This window comes from Kitasatospora sp. NBC_01300, from assembly GCF_041435235.1.
Taxonomy (GTDB): Bacteria; Actinomycetota; Actinomycetes; order Streptomycetales; family Streptomycetaceae; genus Kitasatospora.
The window spans coordinates 954,979-975,978 of the sequence record NZ_CP108408.1 but is presented as its reverse complement, the minus strand read 5'-3'; the positions used below and the strand labels follow the sequence as shown (position 1 = coordinate 975,978).

Annotated in this window: 19 protein-coding genes and 1 pseudogene; 7 read left to right on the top strand and 13 right to left on the bottom strand. The window is 74.8% G+C overall.

Features of this window, described 5'->3' with window-relative positions; translation table 11 throughout:
* Positions 1-154 precede the first annotated feature (154 nt).
* Positions 155-391, top strand: a complete 237-nt coding sequence (locus OG556_RS04185; protein ID WP_350880803.1) for a hypothetical protein — start codon at positions 155-157, stop codon at positions 389-391.
* Between the two features lie 37 nt (positions 392-428).
* A complete protein-coding gene (locus OG556_RS04180) occupies positions 429-1,616 on the top strand; it encodes an SPFH domain-containing protein (RefSeq protein WP_371515911.1) in 1,188 nt (395 codons plus the stop codon).
* A 28-nt stretch (positions 1,617-1,644) separates the two neighbouring features.
* On the opposite strand, the gene OG556_RS04175 is transcribed toward OG556_RS04180, so the two are convergent.
* Positions 1,645-2,307 (bottom strand): TetR/AcrR family transcriptional regulator, encoded by a 663-nt coding sequence (locus OG556_RS04175; RefSeq protein ID WP_371515910.1) that lies wholly within the window; start codon positions 2,305-2,307, stop codon positions 1,645-1,647.
* Between the two features lie 92 nt (positions 2,308-2,399).
* Between OG556_RS04175 and OG556_RS04170 the strand changes: the two are divergent.
* A pseudogene (locus OG556_RS04170) lies at positions 2,400-2,820 on the top strand (cupin domain-containing protein).
* Between the two features lie 37 nt (positions 2,821-2,857).
* Here OG556_RS04170 and OG556_RS04165 read toward each other — a convergent pair.
* The 4 genes from OG556_RS04165 to OG556_RS04150 form a co-directional block, all read right to left on the bottom strand.
* A complete protein-coding gene (locus OG556_RS04165; RefSeq protein ID WP_371515909.1) occupies positions 2,858-4,663 on the bottom strand; it encodes an ABC transporter ATP-binding protein in 1,806 nt (601 codons plus the stop codon).
* Positions 4,660-6,474, bottom strand: coding sequence for an ABC transporter transmembrane domain-containing protein (locus OG556_RS04160; protein WP_371515908.1), 1,815 nt, complete (start codon positions 6,472-6,474; stop codon positions 4,660-4,662). The genes OG556_RS04165 and OG556_RS04160 overlap by 4 nt, the downstream gene beginning before the upstream one ends.
* A 196-nt stretch (positions 6,475-6,670) precedes the next feature.
* Complete coding sequence (locus OG556_RS04155; RefSeq protein WP_371515907.1) at positions 6,671-7,408, bottom strand: class I SAM-dependent methyltransferase; 738 nt, start codon at positions 7,406-7,408, stop codon at positions 6,671-6,673.
* Positions 7,409-7,739: 331 nt separating this feature from the next.
* The gene (locus tag OG556_RS04150; protein WP_371515906.1) at positions 7,740-8,543 is read right to left on the bottom strand and encodes an alpha/beta fold hydrolase; all 804 of its coding nucleotides are present in this window, start codon (positions 8,541-8,543) and stop codon (positions 7,740-7,742) included.
* A gap of 280 nt (positions 8,544-8,823) precedes the next feature.
* On the opposite strand from OG556_RS04150, the gene OG556_RS04145 reads away from it, so the two are divergent.
* The gene (locus tag OG556_RS04145) at positions 8,824-9,582 is read left to right on the top strand and encodes a helix-turn-helix domain-containing protein (RefSeq protein ID WP_363581874.1); all 759 of its coding nucleotides are present in this window, start codon (positions 8,824-8,826) and stop codon (positions 9,580-9,582) included.
* A 7-nt stretch (positions 9,583-9,589) separates the two neighbouring features.
* On the opposite strand, the gene OG556_RS04140 is transcribed toward OG556_RS04145, so the two are convergent.
* Positions 9,590-9,946 carry a hypothetical protein gene (locus OG556_RS04140; RefSeq protein WP_363581876.1) on the bottom strand — a complete coding sequence of 119 codons (357 nt, stop codon included), beginning with the start codon at positions 9,944-9,946 and terminating at the stop codon, positions 9,590-9,592.
* A 203-nt stretch (positions 9,947-10,149) separates the two neighbouring features.
* Between OG556_RS04140 and OG556_RS04135 the strand changes: the two genes are divergently transcribed.
* Positions 10,150-10,722 (top strand): RICIN domain-containing protein, encoded by a 573-nt coding sequence (locus tag OG556_RS04135; protein WP_363581878.1) that lies wholly within the window; start codon positions 10,150-10,152, stop codon positions 10,720-10,722.
* An 82-nt stretch (positions 10,723-10,804) separates the two neighbouring features.
* Here the strand turns inward: OG556_RS04135 and OG556_RS04130 are convergent, their stop codons facing one another.
* The 7 genes from OG556_RS04130 to OG556_RS04100 all read right to left on the bottom strand — a co-directional run bounded on the left by OG556_RS04130 (position 10,805) and on the right by OG556_RS04100 (position 18,280).
* Complete coding sequence (locus tag OG556_RS04130) at positions 10,805-11,893, bottom strand: LLM class flavin-dependent oxidoreductase (RefSeq protein ID WP_363581880.1); 1,089 nt, start codon at positions 11,891-11,893, stop codon at positions 10,805-10,807.
* A gap of 64 nt (positions 11,894-11,957) precedes the next feature.
* The gene (locus OG556_RS04125; RefSeq protein ID WP_371515905.1) at positions 11,958-13,019 is read right to left on the bottom strand and encodes an LLM class F420-dependent oxidoreductase; all 1,062 of its coding nucleotides are present in this window, start codon (positions 13,017-13,019) and stop codon (positions 11,958-11,960) included.
* A gap of 81 nt (positions 13,020-13,100) precedes the next feature.
* Positions 13,101-14,720 (bottom strand): ABC transporter substrate-binding protein, encoded by a 1,620-nt coding sequence (locus OG556_RS04120; RefSeq protein ID WP_371515904.1) that lies wholly within the window; start codon positions 14,718-14,720, stop codon positions 13,101-13,103.
* A gap of 93 nt (positions 14,721-14,813) precedes the next feature.
* Positions 14,814-15,611, bottom strand: coding sequence for an ABC transporter ATP-binding protein (locus OG556_RS04115; RefSeq protein WP_371515903.1), 798 nt, complete (start codon positions 15,609-15,611; stop codon positions 14,814-14,816).
* A complete protein-coding gene (locus OG556_RS04110) occupies positions 15,608-16,390 on the bottom strand; it encodes an ABC transporter ATP-binding protein (RefSeq protein WP_371515902.1) in 783 nt (260 codons plus the stop codon). The genes OG556_RS04115 and OG556_RS04110 overlap by 4 nt, the downstream gene beginning before the upstream one ends.
* Positions 16,387-17,334, bottom strand: coding sequence for an ABC transporter permease (locus OG556_RS04105; protein ID WP_371515901.1), 948 nt, complete (start codon positions 17,332-17,334; stop codon positions 16,387-16,389). The genes OG556_RS04110 and OG556_RS04105 overlap by 4 nt, the downstream gene beginning before the upstream one ends.
* 1 nt (position 17,335) lies before the next feature.
* A complete protein-coding gene (locus OG556_RS04100; protein WP_371515900.1) occupies positions 17,336-18,280 on the bottom strand; it encodes an ABC transporter permease in 945 nt (314 codons plus the stop codon).
* Between the two features lie 742 nt (positions 18,281-19,022).
* Here OG556_RS04100 and OG556_RS04095 point away from each other — a divergent pair.
* Together OG556_RS04095 and OG556_RS04090 are read left to right on the top strand one after the other, a co-directional pair.
* Positions 19,023-19,964 carry a LuxR C-terminal-related transcriptional regulator gene (locus OG556_RS04095; RefSeq protein WP_371515899.1) on the top strand — a complete coding sequence of 314 codons (942 nt, stop codon included), beginning with the start codon at positions 19,023-19,025 and terminating at the stop codon, positions 19,962-19,964.
* Between the two features lie 255 nt (positions 19,965-20,219).
* Positions 20,220-20,999, top strand: coding sequence for a hypothetical protein (locus tag OG556_RS04090; protein ID WP_371515898.1), 780 nt, complete (start codon positions 20,220-20,222; stop codon positions 20,997-20,999).
* The last annotated feature ends 1 nt before the right edge of the window (position 21,000 follow it).

Genomic DNA, 21,000 nt, shown 5'->3' with positions numbered 1-21,000 from the left:
CCGGGGGCGGTCCGGCCCGCTCCGGAGGCGGTTCGGTCAGCTCCGGCGACGGCCGGTGGCGGACCGGTTGCCGGAGTACCGTGGAAGGGGTCGAGGCACCGCCGCCGTCGGCGGTTGCCGCAGGTGTGGTGCGACGCGGGAACCGGAGGCGCCGGTGGCGCGAGAGAGCATGCCCGCGGTCGACGACTCCCGGCAGAGCCCGGTCGGAGCCGTCGGCAAGGTGACGGTGCCCATTCCGGCGGGCGGCCCGGGCGAGGTCCTGGTCGCCCTCCGGGGTGGTTCGGAGGTGTTCGCGGCCTGGTGCTCGGAGCCGGTCGGCCGGGACGTCCGGGTGGTCGTGGTGGACGCGATCTCGGCCCGTTCGGTGATCGTCGAGCTGTTGCCGCCCTAATCGCGGTTTCGGATCCCAGCTGGTCAGGTGGTCGGTCATGTTCTTCTGGCACGTTCCCGCACCCAACGAGGCGATGCTCATCTCCGGGTCCAAGCACCAGGCGCAGGACACCCAGTTCCGCATCGTCACCGGGCACGGCAGCCTCGTCCTGCCGGTCAAGCAGAAGGTCCGCATGCTCTCCCTGGCCCTGCGGGAGGCGGAGATCGCCGAGGACTGCGTGACCCAGCAGGGGATCCGGCTCACCGTGCGCGCGGTCTGCGTGTTCAAGGTCGGCGACGACGCCGTGTCGATCGCCAACGCGGCCCGCCGCTTCCTCTCGGAACAGGAGCAGATGGAGGAGCTCGTCGGCCGGATCTTCGCCGGCCACCTGCGCTCGATCGTCGGCGGGCTGACCGTCGAGCAGATCATCCGGGAGCGCAGCCGGGTCGCCCAGGAGGTGATGGCGGGCAGCCACGGCGAGATGGAGAAGCTCGGCATCGTGGTCGACGCGCTGCAGATCCAGGAGATCGAGGACTCGACCGGGTACATCGACAACCTGGCCGCGCCGCACGTGGCGGCGGTCGCCAGCCAGGCCCGGATCGCCCAGGCCAAGGCGGACCAGGAGGCCGCCGAGCGGGAGCAGCAGGCGGCCGCGCTGAAGGCCGAGTACGAGCGCGACACCGCGATCAAACGGGCCGGGTTCCTCGCCGAGACCGAGCAGTCCCGGGCCCGGGCCGCCCAGGCCGGGCCGCTCGCCGAGGCCCGGGCCTCCCAGGACGTCATCGAGGAGCAGACCGCGCTCGCCCAGCGCCGGGCCGCACTGGCCGCCCAGCAACTGGAGGCCGACGTGCGGCGCCCGGCGGACGCCGAGGCCTACCGGCAGCGGACGCTGGCCGAGGCCGCGCGCGACCGGGTGAAGTTCGAGGCGGACGGCAGCGCCTACAGCGAGCGGGCGCTCGCCCAGGCGCAGGCGGACGCCAACACCGCCCGGGCCGACTCCCTGCGCGGCGGCAACCAGGAGCTGATCGCGGCCAACCGGATCGTGGAGAACCTGCCGGCCCTCGCCGACGCGGCGGCCCGGGGCATGTCCGGAGCCGAGCTCACCGTCCTCAACGGCAGCGACGGGGTCAACCAGATGGCGGCGGGCATCGTCAGCCAGGGCCTCGCCATCCTGCACTCGCTCCAGCACTCGACCGGCCCGTTCGGCGACGGCAAGTCCAAGCCCCGCTTCCCGGAACGGACTTGAGGCACGCCGGGGCCTGCGGGTCGAGGCGTCAACGGGCGGTGACGAGGCCGTCGACCAGGGCGCGCAGGCCGTCCAAATAGGTGTCGTCGGTGGTCAGCGCGGCCCAGCGGTCAGCGACCTGGGCGAGGCGGGGGAGTTCGTCCGGGTCGAGGTCGGCGAACACCTGCTCCCGGTAGGTGGCGCGCTCGTCGTCGGCGCGCCGCCGGGCCGCCGCCGCGCGGACCACCAGCTCGCCGGCGGTGTAGTACCAGATCGTGCGGTACCCCTGTACGGCGCGTTCCGGTGTGAGGCCGCACGCGGTGAGGCCGTCGACGATCTGCTCGACGAACCAGAGGGCGGACGCGGACATCAGGTCGTCGGCGGTCAGCACCTCGACGATCCAGGGGCAGCCGGCCAGCGCCTCGTGGATCGCGGCGGCGGACCCGACGACGCGGTCGCGCGGGTCGGCGGGCAGCTCGGGCCGGCGCAGTGTCCGCGCCGCGTAGTCGTCCAGCAGCAGGACGAGCAGTTCCTCCTTGTCGCGCACGTGGTGGTAGAGCGCCATCGGCGTACTGCCGACCTCGGAGGCGAGGCGGCGCATGGTCAGCCGGCCGACGCCCTCCTCGGTCACGATCCGGCGGGCCGCCTCGACGACCTGCTCACGGGAGATGCGGGGCGGTCGGCCCGAGGTCCTGCGGGGTGTGGTCGGCATGGGCCCATCATTCCCCAGGGGTCGACAGCGGTGGCCGTCCGGGGTTAGTTTTCTTACGCGTATAGAAATTGCTGACCGGAAGGAACACCGCCATGACGCCCACCGCCGTCGACCTGTTCGCCTCGGCCCTGCACTTCCACCCCGACGGCGAAGTCCGAGCCGCCGAGCGGAAGATGGCCGGCGGCGCGCCGGGCACCTGGCACCTCGGCGCCTTCCACGTGGAGACCGACGCCGACGTCCACGCCGACCACTGGGAGATGCACCCGGAGGCCGACGAGGCGGTGTGCTGCCTCACCGGCGGCGCGCGGCTCTACCTCCGCCCCGCAGGCGGGGACGGCAACGGCGACGGCGCGGGGGGGCGGCGTCGACGAGATGGTGCCGCTGCCCGCCGGCAGCGCCGTGGTCGTCCCCCGCGGCCGCTGGCACCGCCTCGAACTGGACGGCCCCAGCGACCTGATGTCGCTCACCCTGCGCCACGGCACCCGGCTCGAGAAGCGCACCGACACCCCCTGACCGCGGGCGCGGCCCGGCGGCACCGCTGCCGGGCCGGTCAGGACTCCCCGCTCCACGACCGCCAGAGCTCCGCGTACCGCCCGCCGGCGGCGACCAGTTCGTCGTGGGTGCCCAGCTCGACGATGCGGCCCGCCTCCATCACGGCGACCCGGTCCGCGTCGTGCGCGGTCTGGAGCCGGTGGGCGATGGAGATGACCGTGCGGTCGGAGCGCACGGCCGCCATCGCCCGCTCCGCCTGCCGGGCCGTGGTCGGGTCGAGCAGGGAGGTCGCCTCGTCCAGGATCAGGGTGTGCGGATCGGCCAGCTGGACCCGGGCCAGGGTGAGCTGCTGCGCCTGCGCGGCGCCGAGTTCGGTCCCGCCGGCGCCCAGGAGCGAGTCCAGCCCGTCGGGCAGGTCGTGCACCCAGTCCGCCTCCACCAGGGCGAGCGCGGCCAGGACCGCCGCGTCCTCGGCGTCCGGGGCGGCCAGCGTCATGTTCTCCCGGAGCGTGCCCATGAAGACGTGGTGCTGCTGGGTGATGAGGACGACGCGGTTGCCCAGCTCGCCCGCCGCGGCGAGGTCCGCGACCGGCACGCCGCCGACCAGGATCCGCCCCGCGTCCGGGGCGTCGACGCCGGCGAGCAGCTTGCCGAGGGTCGACTTGCCGGCGCCGGACGGGCCGACCACGGCCAGCCGCTCGCCCGGCCGGACCACCAGGTCGACGTCCGTCAGCACGTCGTGCGAGCCGGCGTAGGCGTACCGCACGCCGACGGCCTCGATCCGGTCGTCGGCGGGGCGCAGGCCGGTGGCCGGCGGCTCCTGCGACACCAGGCCGACGCCCTTGATGCGGGCGAACGAGGCACCGCTGCTCTGCAGTTGCTCGACCCAGTTGAGCGCCCGGTCCAGCGGGTCGACGAGCTGCCACATGTAGAGGCCGCCCGCCACCACCGCGCCCAGCGTCACGGAGCCGTGGAGGTAGCCGAAGCCGCCCACCAGCAGGACGAGGGCCGTCGGCAGCGCGTGCGCGAACTCGGTGACCGGGAACAGCACGGTCCGCAGGAACAGGGTGCGCACCCGGGCCCGGTAGGCGGTGTCGACGGCCCGGTCGACCACGCCGTCCTGGCGCGCCCCGACCCCGTACGCCTCGATGGTCCGGGCGCCGTGGGCGGTGGAGTCGAGGACCTCGGTGACCCCGCCCGCCGCGGCCCCCTCGGCGAGGTAGGCCTCCCGGGCCCGGGACAGGTACCAGCGGCTCACCGCCCAGACGATCGGCAGGCCCGCCAGGGCGCAGAGCCCGATCAGCGGGTCGAGCAGGAACGTCGCGGTGAGGATGACCAGCACCTGGACGACGGCGATGAAGACGTCCGGGGCCGCGTTGCGCAGGGTGGCGGCCACGGTGCCCACGTCCAGCGAGGAGCGGGTCACCAGGTCGCCGGCGCCGACCCGTTCCGCGTACCGCCCGGGCAGCGCGAGCGTCCGCTCGACGACCTCCTCGCGGAGCCGGGCCAGGGCGCGTTCGCCGAACCGGTGGGAGAGGTAGCGGGCGTAGCGGGTGAGCACCAGCTGGGCGAGGGCGAACCCCAGGACCGCCGCGGCGAAGCCGTCCACCTGGCCGACCGTCAGCTCGCCGTTCTCGACCCGGGTGACGATGCGGCCCAGCAGCCACGGCCCGGCGACGCCCGAGAGGGCGGCGAGGCAGGTGAGGGCGACGATCGCGGCCATCGCCCGGCCGTCGTCCGCCAGCAGGCGCCAACTGGCCCGGCGCGCCGTCGCGGCGTCGGCGACCGGGAGGCGGTGGGGGACGTGGCGGCCGTCGGGGCCGTCGGGGCCGTCGGGGGCGTCGGGGCCGTTGGGGGTGCTCATCGGGCCGGTCCTTCCTCGGTGTCCGCGGCGACGCTCTGCGGGCGGCCGTCGGTCGCGGTGCCCGCCGGGCGGTCGTCGGTGCTGCCGCGGAACACCAGCGCCGCGTAGCCGGGGTCGCGCGCGAGCAGCTCGCCGTGGGTGCCGGTGGCCCGGACCTTGCCGTCCACCAGGTGGACCACCTCGTCGGCGCGGCCGAGCACCAGGGGGGAGGTGCTGACGACCAGGGTGGTCCGGCCGCCGCGCACGGCGCCGATCCGGGCCGCCACGGCCGCCTCGGTGAGCGCGTCCAGCGCCGAGGTGGGCTCGACCAGCAGCAGCACCTCGGGATCGGCCAGCAGCGCGCGGGCCAGCCGCAGCCGCTGGCGCTGCCCGCCCGAGACGTTGCCGGCGCGGTCGTCGAGCGGCGCGTCCAGGCCGCCCGGCAGGGCGTCGACGATGTCCTCGGCCGCGGCGGCGTGCAGGGCGCGCCGCAGCTCCTCCTCGGTGCGGTCGCCGCGGATCGACACCGCGGAGCGGAGCGTGCCGCCGAACACGTACGCGTCGTCGTCCGACACCAGGACGTGGCGCCGCAGTTCGGCGGACACCCAGTCGGACAGCCTGGTGTCGCCCCAGGTGGCGTCCGAGTCGGTGTAGCCGCCCAGCCGCTCGACGACGGCCCGGGCCTCCTCGGGCCGGGCGGCGGCCAGCGCGGTGAGCCGCCCGGGCCGCAGCAGCAGGCCGGAGTCGGGGTCGCTCAGCACCGCCGGAGCCTGCGGCGGGTCCGTCAGTGTCCGGCTGCGCGTCGGATCCGGCCGCAGCGCCAGGATGTCGGTGACCCGGCGGGCGGAGACCAGCCCGCGCGGCAGGTCGTCCGCGCCCTCGACGAAGGAGGAGACGGGCACCAGCAGGGCCGCCACGTAGCCGTAGACGGAGACCAGTCCACCGACCGTGATCGAACCGGCGGCCGCCATCCGGGCGCTGAGCCAGGTCACCACGGCCAGGAAGACCACCGGCAGGCAGGCGCCGAGCGCCTGCACCCAACTGGTGAACGAGGCCACCCGGTAGCCGAGCGGCACGAGGGCCTGCGAGCGCTCCCGGTAGCGCCGGGCGAACATCGGCTTGCCGCCGATGCCGTTCAGCACGCCCAGCCCGGCGACCAGGTCGCCGGCCAGGGCCGTCAGCGCCCCCTGCTGCTCGCGGTAGCTCCCCTCGGCGCCGTGCAGTTTCCCCAGCAGCGGGCCGACGGTGAGGGCCAGCAGCGGCACCCCGAGGAGGATCACCACGGCGAGCAGGACGGAGATCCGGACCAGCAGGACGGCGGTGGCGAGGTAGGCGACGACCGCGCCGACGCCGGGCCCGGTGATGGTCAGCGTCTGCGCGATCCGGCCGATGTCGCCGGCCTGGAGGTGGGTCAGCTCGCCGGCCGACACCTGGCGCGGCAGTGTCGTCCCCAGCCGGTTGACGTGCCGGGTGATGACCTGGACGGTGCGGTACGCGGCGTCCACCCGGATGAAGGTCATGGTGCGGTGCCGCAGGATCCCGAGGACGGCGATGAGCGCGCCGACCGCGAGGACGGCCGACACCCAGAAGACCAGCGCGCCGCCGTCGCGGGCCCGGAGCCCCTCGTCGATCGCCCTGGACATCAGGTAGGGCGGCAGCATCAGGGCGCACATCCACAGGCTGCCCCAGGTCGCGCCGAGCAGTACGCGGCCGCGCTGCCTGCGCACCAGCCACCAGAGGAAGCGCAGCGGACTCCGGTGGTCCGGCACCCCGGGATCGCGGTGGGGGACCCGGCGCGCACCCGCGGGCAGGACCGGTCCGGCGCCGGTCATCCCGCCTGCTCCCGGGCGGGCCTCCGAGCCGTGAACTGGTCCAGGATCCGGTGATGTCTCATTCCCGGAGTCTGGCAGACCGTCCCGCAACGGAACTGACGCACCCCCAGGTCGGGCGGCGGGGCCCGGCTCGCCCACTGCGTGGGGCTGACCCGGGGGTGGCCGGGGGGCGTCCTGACGGCCGGCCCCCACCGGGTCACTGCTGCGGGGCGCCGTCCGGGCCCACCACCAGCCAGTGGGACGGGAGGTCGATCCGGCTGCCGTCGGGCGCGAACTCGGTGAGGAACAGCGGCAGTTCGCCGGAGGCGAGGACGGTGAGCCCGGCGGTGCGGAACAGCTCGCCGAACGCCGAGTCGACGACCTCGGCGGGGGCGAGGCCGTGCTCGAAGACGGGGCGCAGCTTCGGGGGAGGGCCCTGCGGGCTCTGGGCGAGGCGGCCCAGGACGGCCTTCGCCGACGCGGACAGCTCGACGACGAACGCCCGGCCGCGATCCCCGACCAGGGTGGCGATGGCGTCGGCGACCGGCTGGCGGTCGGCCGGTTCGCACTGGTGGATCAGGGCGCGGACGTACACGTTGGCGTCGCCGAGACGGGCGTGCAGCTCCCGGACGCCCGGCCCGTCAGTGGCGTCGAGCTGGGCGAACTCGGGCCGCCCGTCCGGCTGCCGGGTGCGGGCGAGCTCCACGGCGGCGGCGGACAGGTCGACCCCGAGGACGCGGCCGAAACGTTCGGCGAGGAAGCCGGTCTGGGTGCCGTTGCCGCAGCCGACGTCGACGAGGGGCAGCGCCGGGTCGGCGAGGTAGGGGGCGAACAGCGCGAGGTGCACGCTCGCGGTGAGCGCCGGCTCCGCGTCCCAGATCACCGCGCCGGCCTCCGCCGGTGCGTCGCGCCAGAAGCCCTCCCAGGCGTTCAGGTACCGACTCGACACGGGCATGGCGGAGAACCTCCCAGCTGGTGAAGCACGGTGTCGGGATCGTCCCCGGACGGCGAGTGGCGCGTGGAGGCGCGCGGGGAATACCCGCGAAGGCCTGTGCCCCCCTCGGCTTTCCCCGACCCCCGAGCTGCGCGCAGCTCCGCCCGACCGGACGGCCGATGACGGTCAGTCACGCTAACGGCCCCGGCGGGCGGGGCCGGCCGGGAGTCACCCGAACGCGGTAATTCCGGGGGAAGTTCGCCCGAACGGCCGTCCCGCCGTGCGAGCGCGTCGCCGCGACCCCGCCAGGTCTGGCCGGGTCGGGCCGGGTCGGGTCGGGTCGGTGCGGGGCTCAGCCGGTCACGCCCGTGGGGGTGGCGGCGAGGCCGCGGACCGTGTCGGCGATGGCGTGGAAGTCCTTGCGCAGGATCTTGGAGTGATTGCTCGCGACCTTGGTGCTGACCCGGATGTTCGGGTTGCGGGCGAGCACCGGGTCGAGGTTGGCGCGGATCTGTTCCATCAGCTTCGCCTCGCCGCCCAGGTTGCCGCCCGTGGCGACCACGTACCGGACCGGTGCGGTCACCCGGTCGAAGACCGGGTCGAGGGCGGCGGGCGCGCAGAGCTCGTTGATTTCGAGGTTGATCTCGGCGTGCTGCTCGGCGCTCATCCGTGCGGCCATGCCGAGCCGGCGGGCGATCGGGAACAGCGGGCTCAGCCGGCGGAACAGCTTGCGGACCTGCTCCCGGGTCGCGTCGTCGAGCCATTCGTGCGGGAACGCGCCGTCCACGGACACCGCCCCGAGGACGCGGTCCGGGTGCCGGGCGGCCCAGTGCACCGCGAGCATCGCGCCGTAGGACCAGCCCACCAGGATCGGCCGGTCCACGCCCCTCGCGGTGAGGACGGCGTCGACGTCGCGCAGGCACGCTTCGAACGAGTAGTCCGCCGAGCGCTTCGACCGGCCACGGGCGCGCTCGTCGAAGGTGATGTGCCGGTAGTCGTCGCCGAGGTCGGCGATGACGCGCCGCCAGTGCGACTGGTCGGCGTAGGAGCCGTTGAGGTAGACCACGGGACGGCCGGGCCCGCCGGTGTCGGTCACGGCCAGGGCGGTGTCGTCGACGGAGACCATGCCGGTCCAGGCGGGCTGCTCGATGGTCATGGGGTGCCTTCTTCCGGTGCGGGGGTGGGTGCGGGGGTGGCGGGCTGCCGCGTGCCGCTCTGCTGCGGCTCGTTGTTTCTGACGATGGAAACGCTACGTTGCCTTCACGGATAGTGGCAACTATCTCGTTGCTCGTAATCAGCATCAGTGCAGGTGAAGGCGCGATTATCGTTGCAGTGGCTTTGAATTTAACGCAACGTCAGTCGTCGTGTTCGTTGCACTGGAATGAGGGTGAACGCTATGGTGGGGGCGTTCAGGGAAGCGTGAAGGGAGAATCGCGGTGCCGGGAGGCAGGCTCACTCAGCAGGAACGCCAGCAGATCGCGCTGGGGATGGCCGACGGCCTCGCCTACGCGGAGATCGCCAGGCGTCTCGACCGCCCCACCTCGACGGTCACGCGCGAGGTGATGCGCAACGGCGGCCCCACCGCCTACCGTGCCGACCTGGCCCACCGGGCCACCGAACGCCGCCGCGCCCAGCGGCGCAGGCCGGCCGCGCCCCGGGGGCCGGAGGCGCCCCCGCAGGCCCACGGGCGCGATGCCGAGGCCGTGCGCGAGTACCAGGAGACGTACACCACCGTCCTGATGGCCTCCGGCATGCCCAAGATGACGGCCCGGGTGCTGGCCTGCCTCACCCTCACCGACAGCGGCAGCCTCACCGCGTCCGAACTCGCCCGGCACCTCCAGGTCAGCCCGCCGTCGATCTCCAAGGCGATCGCGTTCCTCGACGGCCAGGGCCTCGTCCGCCGGGAGCGCGACGAGCGCCGCCGCGAGCGCTACGTCGTCGACGACGACGTCTGGTACCAGTCGATGATGGCCAGCGCCCGCGCCACCGCCCACCTCGTCGAGGTCGCGCGGCAGGGCGTCGGCGTCCTCGGCCCGCAGACCCCGGCCGCCACCCGCCTGGAGAACATCGCCCGTTTCGTCGACTTCGTCTCCGAGAGCATCGTCCGCGCGGCGGAGCAGGCCCGCGAGATCCTCCACGCGAAGCCCGAGGCGACCCCGTCCGGACCGGCCGCTCCGCGTCCGGACCACGGATAGCCGGCGGTCACCGGGAGGCGGCGCGGTAGGCGCGGCGCCAGGGGCCCGGGTCCGCGCCGAGGGCCTGGACGATGTCGGAGAGCAGTTCGACGTCCAGGCGTTGGCGTCCGCTGCGGAAGCAGTCGTAGACGGTGATCCGCCCGGGTGTGCGTTCCCCGGCCGGGACGCCGCGGGCTGCCCGGACGGAGCTGATCCGCCGGACGATGGTCGAGTAGGAGGGGCTGCCGGCCTCCTGCCTGAGCAGGGTGAGGGACTCGGCGAGCGCGTCCAAGGAGTGCGAACGGGCTAGCGTCGCAGCGGAGTTGACCTCGGCGGCCCGGCAGGAGCACGGGGCCGCCGTGGTGCGCATAGGTGACCAGGTCAACGCTCTGTCCTCCCCCCGCCGGGCCTGCGTGAACAGCCTCTTCGCGCCGGGGGTTCCTGTCAACTGAGGTGAATCAAATGGCGAAATCCATACACTCCCGTTTGTTCGGGATCGTTCGGAAAGCTGCCCAGGCCCTCAACTCCGCTGCCAGGATGGCCGCATTCCGCAGTGACACGACGTCAGAGAGGGAGGTGTCGGACCTCATGAAGTCCGCCCGAAAGATCGTCTCAGCCCTGGCACTCGCGATCGGCCTGAGCGTCTCGTTGCCCGTCGCCGCCGCGCAGGCCGACCCCGCCAATCCGCAGCCCTACGCCTACGGTTACCTCGCCGCGCTCGCCCGCCCGGCCAGCGGCGGCCCCAACGGCACCTACTACTGCATGGACGAGTACCGGCAGACCAACGGCGACGGCCGGCCGGTCGTCCTGCGCCCGTGTGACGGCTCCTGGAACCAGTTCTGGTTCGTCTCGGAGGACGGCCTCATCCACAGCACCAACGACGGCCGCTGTCTGTCGGGCCACGTCCCGAGCGGCCCGTCCGACAGCCCGGGCGCCACGGCGGTGGGGTGCAACGGGGGTGACCCGAAGCAGCGTTGGACGTTCGGCACCGACCGCGGCGTGTGCAACGCCGTCGGTGCCTGCCTGACCTACGTCGGCAACCAGGGCCCGCGGAACTCCTACGGACTCTGGACGCTGGGGCGGAACGCGAGCATGGGGCAGACCCAGGAGTTCGACTGGCACCACTCCGACAGCGACCGTCCGATCAACCCCAACATCTAGACATCTGGGCCCTGTCAGGGGACCGGCGTGGCCGGGGCCGAGGCGGTGATCGCCTCGGCCCCGGCCGAACGGGGGGCGCCGGTCACCAGACGCGGCGGTCGGCGGGGGTGCCCAGGCCGGTGCGGAGGTGGCGGACGAGGCTGCGCCGCAGCTCGCGGTCCTGGTCGGTCTCGACGGGGAGGTCGAGCTGGACGATGTCCACGCCGGCCGAGCGGAGCAGGCCGATGCGGGCGGCGACGGTGGCGGGGGAGCCGGCGTAGGCGGCGGTGAGCGAGCGGCGGATGTAGGCGGCGACCTGCTCGTCTCCCCGGGACGGGTCGGAGCGGCCGCGCTCGCGGTCGCGGTCGAGCTGGACCGCTTCCGTCCAGGGCCCGCCGCCGGAGGTGAGGCGGAGGGCGTCGCGGCGCAGCCGGCGGACGCGGTCGCGGGCCGCCTCGTCGGTGTCGGCGAGGACGACGGTGACGTGCCGCCAGATCCGCAGGGTCCGGCCGTGCGCGGCGGCGGCGGTGCGGACCTGGGCTATCCGCCGACGGGTGTCCGGCAGCGGCAGCGGGCTGACGGCGTAGACCTCTGCGTAGCGGGCCGCCAGGTCGAGGCCCTGCGGTGACGAGCCGCCGAAGGAGAGCAGCTCGCCGCCGGGTCTGGGGTGCAGGCCGGGCCGGGCGGCGGACACGGTGTAGAACTCGCCCTTGTGGTCGATGTCCTGGTCGGCGGCGAGGTAGCGGGTGAACAGGTCGAGGTACTCGTCGGCCCTGCGGTAGCGCTCCTGCTTGTCCAGGAGGTCGCCGTCGCGGGCCGTGTCGTGGTCGCTGGAGCCGATGATGACGTGGGCCGCCGCCCGCCCGCCGGAGAGGCGGTCCAGGGTCGCGAGGGAGCGGGCGGCGACGGTCGGCGCGGTGGTGCCGACCCGGTGGGCGACCGCGATGCGGAGCCGTGTGGTGGCGGCCAGGGCCCAGGAGGCCACCAGCCACGGGTCGGGCCACGAACTGGACTGCACCACCAGGGCGCTGTCCAGCCCGTCCTCCTCGTTCTCCCGCGCGGTGCGGGCGACGTACGCGGGGTCGGCGGTGCGGTCGCGGCCGTCGGGGGCCCAGCGCAGGGCCTGGCGTTCCTGCGCGGTGTGGCCGGGAACGGGTGCGGCGCGGACCCCGCCGCGGATTTCGAGTGGCACGGCTCTCCTCCGGTCGTGAGCGTCGTGAGGGTGGCAGGGGATGGGGACGGGTGGGGCGCGACGGTCAGAGGGCGGCCGGCCCGAGCCGGGCCAGGGTGTCGAGCAGCTTGGCGCGGCTGACGAACACCTCGGGCGGCAGCGACACGTACAGCTGGATGGTGGTGACGCCGGGGCGGTGGTAGGCGAGGATGCGCTCCCGGCACTCCTCCGGCGAGCCGCTGATGAACAGCCCGTCGACGACCTCGTCGGGCAGCGCCTTCTGGGCGCCCTCCGGGTCGCCGGCCGCCCAGAGGCGGTGGGTCTCGGCGAGGAGTTCGCCGTGGCCCAGCCACTCGTGGAACTTGCGGTACGGCTCGCGGTTGAGGATCCAGGCGAGGAACGGGCGGCTGGCGCGGTGGGCGTAGTCGGTGTCCTCGGTGGGGCAGACGAAGACCTTGACGACCAGTTCCTTGCCGGGCGGCTGCGGGCCGACGGCGTCCAGGATCTTCGGCACGTCGTGCGGGAACAGCAGGTTGGTGATGGCGCCGTCGCCCTCGTTGAAGCCGAGCCGGAGCATGTTGGGGCGCAGCGCGCCCAGGATGACCTTGACCGGCTCGGTCGGCGGGTGCGGCAGCCGGTAGCCGGTGATGTCGAAGGTGTCGAACCCGCCGGTGACGTACTCGCCGCGCAGCGCCCGGGTGGTGAAGCGCAGGACGTCCCTGGTGCGCTTGAACGGTTCGTCGAACGGGATGCCGTTGATGTCGGTGACGTGGGCGGGCACCGAGGCGCCGATGCCCAGCAGCAGGCGGCCCGGGGCGAGTTGGGCGAGCGTCGCGGCGGTCTGGGCGAGCACGGCCGGGCCGCGGGTGTGCACCGGGACGATGCCGGTGCCGATCCGCAGCGAGGGGGACCAGGCCGCCGTGGCGGCCAGCGGGGTGAAGGCGTCGGTGCCGCCGCCCTCGGCGCTCCACACGTCGGTGTAGCCGAGGTCGGGCAGCCGCTCGACCAGGAACCGGTGCCGGTCGATGGTCAGGCCGGGCAGCGGGAGGGTGATGCCCCACTTGGGCGGCGCGGCGTGCTCGGGGCCGTGCGCGGAGCCGGGCGGGACGGTCCCGCTGTGGTGGTGCGGTCGGTGCGGGTCGGTCATCGGGATGGCCGTCCTTCCTGTGGTGCGCGGTGCTCTTCGGCGGTGGCGGGGCGAGGGCGGGGGAGAGGCGGTGTCCGCGGGTCAGCGGACCCATACGGTGGTCAGGTCGAGGAACCAGGACTGCGGCTGCACGAGCCCCTGGACCTTCGGCGAAAGGGCCCGCGGATTGCGGTCGTTGACCACGAACAGCCAGGGCGCGTCCTGGGTGACCAGGGCGAGCGCCTTGCGGTACCCGGCCTGCCGGGCGGTCTGGTCGGCGTCGGCGGCCGACGACGCGAGCAGCTCGTCGACCTGCGGGTTGGTGTAGTGGCCGGTCCAGAACGGGCTCTTGGAGCCGATGAACAGCGGGAGCAGCGCCTCGGACTGGAACAGCGTGGTGGACTGGGCGACGGCGTCCGAGCCGAGCGCCACCTGGCCCTTGGCCTCGGCGCCGATCAGCGTGGTCCAGTCGGTGGTGCGCAGCTCGACCTTGATGCCGACGGCGGCGAGATCCCGCTGGAGGGCCTCGGCGATCGGTACCGGCAGCAGGTTGCCGCTGCCGCCGGTGGGCACGGTGACGGAGGTGCTGAAGCCGTTCGGGACGCCGGCCTCGGCGAGCAACTGCCGGGCCTTGGCCGGGTCGTAGGAGTAGGCGTCGCCGGCGGGGTCGTAGGCGGCGGTGGCGCGCGGCGCGGTCTGGTAGGCGGGGTCGGCGGTGCCGTGCAGCAGCTTCTCGGCGATGGCCTTGCGGTCGATCGCGAAGTTGGCGGCCCTGCGGACCAGCGGGTTGTCCCAGGGCGCCTTCGAGGTGTCCAGGATCCAGTACCAGAGGTGGTCGTAGCTGTTCGTGGCGATTTGGACGCCGTCGGACTTGAGGCTGTCGATGTCGTCCGGGTTCGGGTACTCGATCCAGTTCACGCCGCCGGAGCGCAGGGCGGCGGTGCGGGCCGCGGCGTCCGGCAGCGCCTTGATCACGAGCCGGTCGAGCTTGGGGGCGCCGCGCCAGTAGCTCCTGTTGGCGGCCAGCTCGATCTGCTGGCCCTCGGTCTGCGAGACGAACGAGAACGGGCCGGTGCCGACCGGGTGCTGGGCGAAGTCGGCCGAGCCGGACTTGCGGACGGCGGTGGGGCTCGCGATCAGGACGTGCGCGAGGTCCTCGGGGAAGTGGCCGTTGGGGTCCTTGGTGACCAGTTCGACGTGGTCGGCGTCGGTCTTGCGGTACGAGACGATGTCGCCCGCGTACTCGGCGGCGGCGGCGCCGAGGGCGTCGGTGTACTCGGGGCTCTTCTTGTCGAGGTAGCGGGCCAGGTTGAAGACCACGGCGTCGGCGTCGAACGGGGTGCCGTCCTGGAACGTGACGCCCTTGCGGAGGGTGAAGGTCCACGTCCTGGCGTCGGCGGCGACCTGCCAGTCGGTGGCCAGGGCGCCGGTGACGACCGGCGGCTTGTCGGTGTCCTTGAGCAGTTCGTACCGGGTGAGGCCCTCGTAGAGCTGGAAGGAGACCAGCCGCTTGCCCTCGAAGCCGGCGCCGCCGATCACGGTGTCGGGGTTGGGGAGTTTGCCGGTGGCGCCGATGACCAGGGTGCCGCCGCGGCCGTCACCGCCGCCCGCCCCCGCGGAGCCGCCGCCTTCGGAGCCGGCGCAGCCGGCCGCCGCCGCGAGCAGAACGGCGGCGGCCGGCAGGGCGACGGCTCTGGAGCGGATACGGCTGGTGCGCGTCATGGTGAGTCCTCGTCGGTTCGGTGGTGCGGAGGTTCGGCGGTGCGGGGGAGCGGGGGTGCGGGGGGTGTGTCGGCGCGGAGCTTCGGCGGCGGGTCACGCGACGCCGGTGGCGGCCTCCAGCAGCGCCCGGGTGTACGGGTGCGCGGGGGAGTCCCAGAGCAGGCCGGCGGGGCCCTCCTCGACCACCCGGCCGTGCCGCAGCACCAGCACCCGGTGGGCGAGGTGCCGGACGACGGCGAGGTCGTGGGAGATGAACAGGTAGGCCAGGCCGGTGCGTTCCTGGAGGTCGGTCAGCAGGTCGAGCAGGCGGGCCTGCACGCTGCGGTCGAGGGCGGAGGTCGGTTCGTCGCAGACCACCAGGTCCGGCCCGGTGGCCAGGGCCCGGGCGACGGCCACCCGTTGGAGCTGCCCGCCGGACAGCTCCCGCGGGTAGCGGTCGGCGAGCGCGGGCTCCAGGCCGACCTGGGTGAAGAGCCGGGCGACGGTGGCGGCGCGTTCGGCGCGCGGCGTGCCGTGCAGGCGCAGCGCGAAGGCGACCGCCTCGCCGGCGCGCAGGCTGGGGTTGAGCGATCCGCGCGGGTCCTGCGGGACGAACTGGAGCCGGCCCCGCAGCGCCCGGTCGGCGCGGCCGCGCAGCCGGTACGGATCGCGGCCGGCGAAGCGGACGTTGCCGGCGTCGGGGGCCAGCACCCCGAGGGCGAGCCGGGCCAGGGTGGACTTGCCCGAGCCGGACTCGCCGACCAGGCCGACGGTCTCGCCCGGCGCGACGGTGAGGCTGACGGCGTCCAGGGCGGTCCGGTCGCCGTAGCGCTTGGTGACGGCGTCGACGACCAGGAGCGGGCCCGGCGGGGCGGGGACGGCGTCCGGCCGGGCGTGGGCAACGGTGTTCATCGGCGGGCTCCCGGTTCGGCGGCCACCAGGGCGGCGGTGAAGGCGTGTTCCGGGTCGCCCAGCACCCGTTCGGCGGGCCCGAGTTCGACGATCCGGCCGGCCCGCATGACGGCCACGGTGCCGCCGATCCGGCGGGCCGCCGCGAGGTCGTGGGTGACCAGCAGCAGGGCGATGCCGCAGTCGGCGCGCAGGGTGGTGAACAGGTCGAGGATCCGCCCGCGGATCAGTGCGTCGAGCGCGGTGGTCGGCTCGTCGGCGATCAGCAGTTCCGGGCCGCAGCAGATCGCGACGGCGATGGCGGCGCGCTGGCGCAGGCCGCCGGAGAGCTCGTGCGGGTAGGCCCGGGCGACGCGTTCCGGGTCCGGGATGCCGGCGGTGGCGAGCAGCTTCGGGACGGCCGCGCGGGCGGCCCGGCGGTCGGCGGCGATCCCGTGCCGCCGCAGCACCTCGGCGAGCTGCGGGCCGATCCGGCGCAGCGGGTCGAGCGAGGCGGTCGGATCCTGCGGCACGTAGCCGATCCGCCGGCCGCGGACGTCGGCCAGTTCGCGTTCGCCGAGCGCCCGCAGGTCGGTCCCGGCGAGCCGGACGCCTCCGGTGACGGCGGCGCCGTGGCCCGGCAGCCCGAGCACGGTGCGGGCGACGGTGGTCTTGCCGCTGCCGGATTCGCCGAGCAGCACCAGGGAGCGGCCGGCGGGCAGGGCGAGGGAGACGTCGTCGACGGCCCGGACCCCGCCGGGGTACTCGACGCTCAGGCCGTCGATCTCCAGCAGCGCGCTCATGCGCCCACCCGCTTCGCGGCGCGCGGCCGGCCCGAGCGGTCGGCCGAGCCGTCGGCGGAGCGGTCGGCCGAGCGGTCGGCGGACCGGCCCGCGGCGGCGGGGGCGGCGTGCGCCAGCAGGGCGGCGGTGTCGCCGACGCGGGTGCGCAGCGTCTCGCCGAGGGTGTTGAAGACGACCGAGACGGCGAGGATGACCAGGGCCGGCAGGACCGCCACCCAGGGGTGGGTGAGCAGCGAGGGCCGCAGCTCCTCCAGCATCGCGCCCCACTCGGCGGTCGGCGGGGCGACCCCGAGCCCGAGGAAGGACAGCCCGGCGGCGTACATGATGGCCAGCCCGACCAGCGAGGACGCGTACACCAGGACCACCGGCGCCACCACCGGGGCGACCTGGCGCAGGACCAGCGACCCCCAGCCGGCGCCGCTGACCCGGGCGGCCACCAGGTACTCGGCGGCCCGGACCCGCCGGGTCTCGGTGAACGCGACCCGCGCCACCGCGGGGGTGAGCACCACCGACAGCGCGAGCACGGTCGCGCCCAGCCCGGGCGTGAGCAGCGAGGCGATGGCGATCGCCAGCAGCACCCCGGGGAAGGCGTAGAGCACGTCCAGCAGGCGCAGCAGGGCCTGTTCGGTGATCCGGCCGCCGAGCCCGGCCACGACGCCGAGCAGGGTGCCGACGACGGCGGCCACCGCGACCGGGACGAGCCCGCCGGTGAGCGAGGCGCGCCCGGCCCAGATCAGCCGGCTGAGCAGGTCGCGGCCCTGGCCGTCGGTGCCGAGCAGGTGGCCGGGGCTGCCCGGGTCGAGCAGCCGGTCCGCCAGCCGCCCGGCGGCCGGGTCGTACGGGGCGACCAGCGGCGCGGCGAGCGCGAGCAGGACCAGCAGCGCGGCCAGGGCGGCGGGGACGGTCAGGCCGAGGTTCGCTCGGGCGAGGACACGTGACGTCACATCAGTTCCTTACTCGCGGGTCGATCGCCGCGTGCGCCGCGTCCACGAGGATGTTGACGCCGACGAACGCGACCGCCACCACCAGCACCCCGCCCTGCACCAGGGGCAGGTCGCGGGAGGTGAGGGCGTCGTACAGCAGCCGGCCGACGCCGGGCCAGGCGAACAGGGTCTCCACGAAGATCACCCCTTCCAGGAGGTAGGCGAGTTGCAGGCCGCCGATGGTCAGCAGCGCCGGCGAGGCGTTGTGCACGCAGTGCCGCAGCACGGTGGCCGGGCGCAGGCCGCGGGCGCGCAGCGAGTCGGCCAGCTCGCCGGCCAGCACGCCTCCCAGCGCGGCCCGGAACACCCGGGCGGTGAGCCCGAGCGGGACGAGCGCGGCGGCCACGGCCGGCAGGACCAGGTGGCGGGCCAGGTCGGGCAGGCCGCCGGAGCCGAACACGTCGTGGGTGCCCCCGGCCGGCAGCCAGCGCAGGCCCACGGCGAAGACGGCGATCAGCAGCAGGGCCACCGAGTACTGCGGGGCGGAGACCGCGAGGGCGGACAGCGCGCCGGAGATCCGCCCGCCGGGGCCGCGCGGGCGCAGCGCGCCGACGGCGCCGAGCGCCACCCCGCCGACCAGCACCAGCAGGAAGGCGGCCGCGGTCAGGGTCAGCGTCTGGCCGAGCGCCGGGAGCAGCAGGTCGGCGACCGGACGCTGGCCGGAGACGGAGGTGCCGAGGTCGCCGGTGAGCGCGTGCCAGAGCCAGGAGGCGTAGCGGACGGGCAACGGCTGGTCCAGGCCGAGCCGTTCGGTGAGCTCGCGGCGGGCCTCGGGCGGTGCGCCCGGCCCGAGGAAGAGGGCCACCGGATCGCCGGGGACGAGCGTGACGGTCGCGAAGACGACGGCGGTGACGCCGAGCAGGGTCGGTACGGCCAGCAGGAGGCGGCGCAGCAGGAAGCGGGTCACCCGGCCCTCCGTGGCGTGGCGCCGGACTGGCCGGCGGCGGGCCGGTTGGGCGGGGCGGGCATGGGGCTGGTGGTCCTTCCGGGAGGGGTGGTTCGGGAGCGGGTCGGGACGGTCACCAGCGGTGACCGGCAGCCACCGGCGGCGTCCGGGGTGCCGGTGCGCCGGACCGGGGCCGTGGGACGGGCCGTCCGCCGGGGGCGGATGCCGCGTCCGGGCGGGATCGGGTGCCGGAGCACGGGTCGGGCGGTCCGTGGGACGTGGGACGTCGGTGCCGCTCCGGCAGCTGCGGCCGCTTGAAGGAGCGTTGCGGACCGGTGGCCCGGACAGCCAGTCAGCACTTGATGCTGTTACTCCTGGTCACAGCATCCGGAGTGTCAGGACCGCCACTGCCTACGGTGCTGAGCCCCGGTTCCGTCCTTGACCTGCACAAGGAACCGGACCTAGGGTTCCCCGCATGGCTATTCGGCGGACCGACATCACCCTGGTCGGGATCGGCGGCTCGTGGCACCGACGGTGTTTCGACGAGCTCTGTCGCCCGCGCGCTGCGCGCTGACCGCCCCGTTCCCAGCCGCTGCGGTCGGCGCCCCTTCCCAGTCCCGGATTCCGCAGCCGACGCCCGTGCGCGTCCTCGACGGATCCTCGCCGCAGCACCCGTGCCCACCGGCCCGGCCCGCCACCAGCAAGGGGACCGTATCGCCATGCCGTACCTCAGACGCCCCGCCTCCGCCCCCGGGGGTGCGCGATGGCAGCAGTGAGCAAGCTCGCCGTTCCGGCCGGCCCGCGCGGCCGCCGGCTTCCCGCCCGACGCGGCGCCTGCGGCGGCGCCACCCTGGTGGACGCCCCCGCCGCGGGCGCGCCGCCGGTGCGCGCCGCACCACCGGCGCAGGCCGAGATCGACAACCCGCTCGACCTGATCGCCGGTCACCAGCTGCTGGCGGAGACGGTGACGCCGCCGCCGTCGGTCGGGCCGACCGCCACCGGTTGTGGGTGCGGCCATCCGATGTGCGTGGAGGAGGACCGCGACCGCACGGCCGACGCCCGGGTGTTCCTGGTCGAGCGGCACTCGGTGGCCAGCGCCGGGCTGCGCAGCGTGCTGACGACCGTGCCCGGACTGGCCGTGGTCGGGTCCACCGGCGACCCGCTGCGCGCGGTGGCCGCCGTGCGCCGGGTCGCCCCCGACGTCATCCTGCTCGGCCGCGGCGCGAGCCTGGAGGCCGACCTCGCCGTCGTGGTGGCGCTGCGCGGCCCGGACGCGGCGCCCGACGCCCGGGTGCTGCTGCTGCGCCGGGCCGAGTCGACCGCCGAGGCGAGCCGGATGCTGCTGGCCGGGGCCAGCGGCTGCTTCCCGCTCGACCTGGCCGAGGACCGGATCATCAGCGCCGTCCAACTCGCCGCGGCGGGCGGGTCGGTGTTCCTGCCCGCGCCGCCGCCGGCCCGGACCCACACGGCGGTGCCCCCGCAGCACGTCGGCGAACTGCCGCCGCAGCACGCCGGGCTGACGGAGCGTGAGCGCGAGGTGCTGGTCCAGCTCGGGCTCGGGCTGAGCAACGCCGAGATCGGGCGGGAGCTCGCCCTGGCCGAGGCGACCGTGAAGAAGCACCTCACCCAGGCCATGCGCAAGATCGGGCAGCCCGACCGGCTGCGCGCCGCGCTCTACGCCCACCGGCACGGCCTCGCCGGGTAGTTCGTCTCAATACATCTTCGTCACCACCCTCCGGAGGGCGGGCCCCGCAGCGCGCGGGGCCCGCCCTCCGTCGTGTTCCGGCCGCCTCCCGCAGGTGACCTTCGGAGCATGCGCGAGGCGACGATCGGCGCCCTGAGCGGCGCCGTTCGGGGCTACCGGGGCGCCCGGCCCGCTCCGTAGCGTGGCGGGAAACGACCACCACACGAGACGGTCCGAAGGATCGTCCAGCCGAAGGGAGATGGCCCGATGGGGGGTGTGTCCGACAGGACCGGGGGCCCGACCGGTTCCGCCGGTGCGGCGGGTGCCGACGCCGGCCCGCGCACGGCGGTGCTGGCCGCCGCGAGCCACCGGAGCCCCGGCGCGGAGCAGCCGAGGTCCCCGTACCGCGCGATGTCGGACGCCGAGCGGTCCGCGCTCTGGCGCCAGCGGCTGCACGAGGCCGAGGCGGGCCTGACGCGGTACCTGGTGTCGCGCGGGAACGGGCTGCACCTGACCGACTGGTTCGTGCTGCAGTCCGAGCTCTTCGCCGACCTCCCCGAGCCGGACGCCCCGGCCCCGGAGTGGCAGCGGGTGTTCTTCCGCGACCAGGCGCTGATGGAACGCTTCCTCGTGCGCCGCTACGGCGAGGAGGGGCTGGGGGACTGGGCCCGGTCCAACGCCGAGGTGCACCGCGAGGTCGAGCCCGACCACGGCCGGGGCGCCGCCGACCCGATCCACCGGATCGCCCGGCAGGCCGAACTGTACGGCTCGGAGTACGAGTTCGACGACGAGGAGCCGCCCGGCGCCGAGCACGCGGCGCTCACCATCACGCACTGCGCGATCTGGGACTACCGCGAGAAGGCCCGCCGCTCGGGCGTCCAGCTGACCCTCGCCTCGCCCTGCACCTACTGCACCGAGGCGCTGTCCGCCAACATCCGCGCCAAGGGCTACCGGCCCGCGCACCGCCTGACCAACGGCCCGACCGGCCACGGCTGCCGCTGGGAGTCGAGCGCCGCAGCCGGGCCCGCCGCCAACGACGAACCGGGGGAGTCCTGAG

What these genes read in the sequence shown, in the direction of transcription:
- OG556_RS04180 (WP_371515911.1), top strand. Translation starts at nt 429, where the DNA reads ATGTTCTTCTGGCACGTTCCCGCACCCAACGAGGCGATGCTCATCTCC.
- OG556_RS04175 (WP_371515910.1), bottom strand. Translation starts at nt 2,307, where the DNA reads ATGCCGACCACACCCCGCAGGACCTCGGGCCGACCGCCCCGCATCTCC.
- OG556_RS04165 (WP_371515909.1), bottom strand. Translation starts at nt 4,663, where the DNA reads ATGAGCACCCCCAACGGCCCCGACGCCCCCGACGGCCCCGACGGCCCC.
- OG556_RS04160 (WP_371515908.1), bottom strand. Translation starts at nt 6,474, where the DNA reads ATGACCGGCGCCGGACCGGTCCTGCCCGCGGGTGCGCGCCGGGTCCCC.
- OG556_RS04155 (WP_371515907.1), bottom strand. Translation starts at nt 7,408, where the DNA reads ATGCCCGTGTCGAGTCGGTACCTGAACGCCTGGGAGGGCTTCTGGCGC.
- OG556_RS04150 (WP_371515906.1), bottom strand. Translation starts at nt 8,543, where the DNA reads ATGACCATCGAGCAGCCCGCCTGGACCGGCATGGTCTCCGTCGACGAC.
- OG556_RS04135 (WP_363581878.1), top strand. Translation starts at nt 10,150, where the DNA reads ATGAAGTCCGCCCGAAAGATCGTCTCAGCCCTGGCACTCGCGATCGGC.
- OG556_RS04125 (WP_371515905.1), bottom strand. Translation starts at nt 13,019, where the DNA reads ATGACCGACCCGCACCGACCGCACCACCACAGCGGGACCGTCCCGCCC.
- OG556_RS04120 (WP_371515904.1), bottom strand. Translation starts at nt 14,720, where the DNA reads ATGACGCGCACCAGCCGTATCCGCTCCAGAGCCGTCGCCCTGCCGGCC.
- OG556_RS04115 (WP_371515903.1), bottom strand. Translation starts at nt 15,611, where the DNA reads ATGAACACCGTTGCCCACGCCCGGCCGGACGCCGTCCCCGCCCCGCCG.
- OG556_RS04110 (WP_371515902.1), bottom strand. Translation starts at nt 16,390, where the DNA reads ATGAGCGCGCTGCTGGAGATCGACGGCCTGAGCGTCGAGTACCCCGGC.
- OG556_RS04095 (WP_371515899.1), top strand. Translation starts at nt 19,023, where the DNA reads ATGGCAGCAGTGAGCAAGCTCGCCGTTCCGGCCGGCCCGCGCGGCCGC.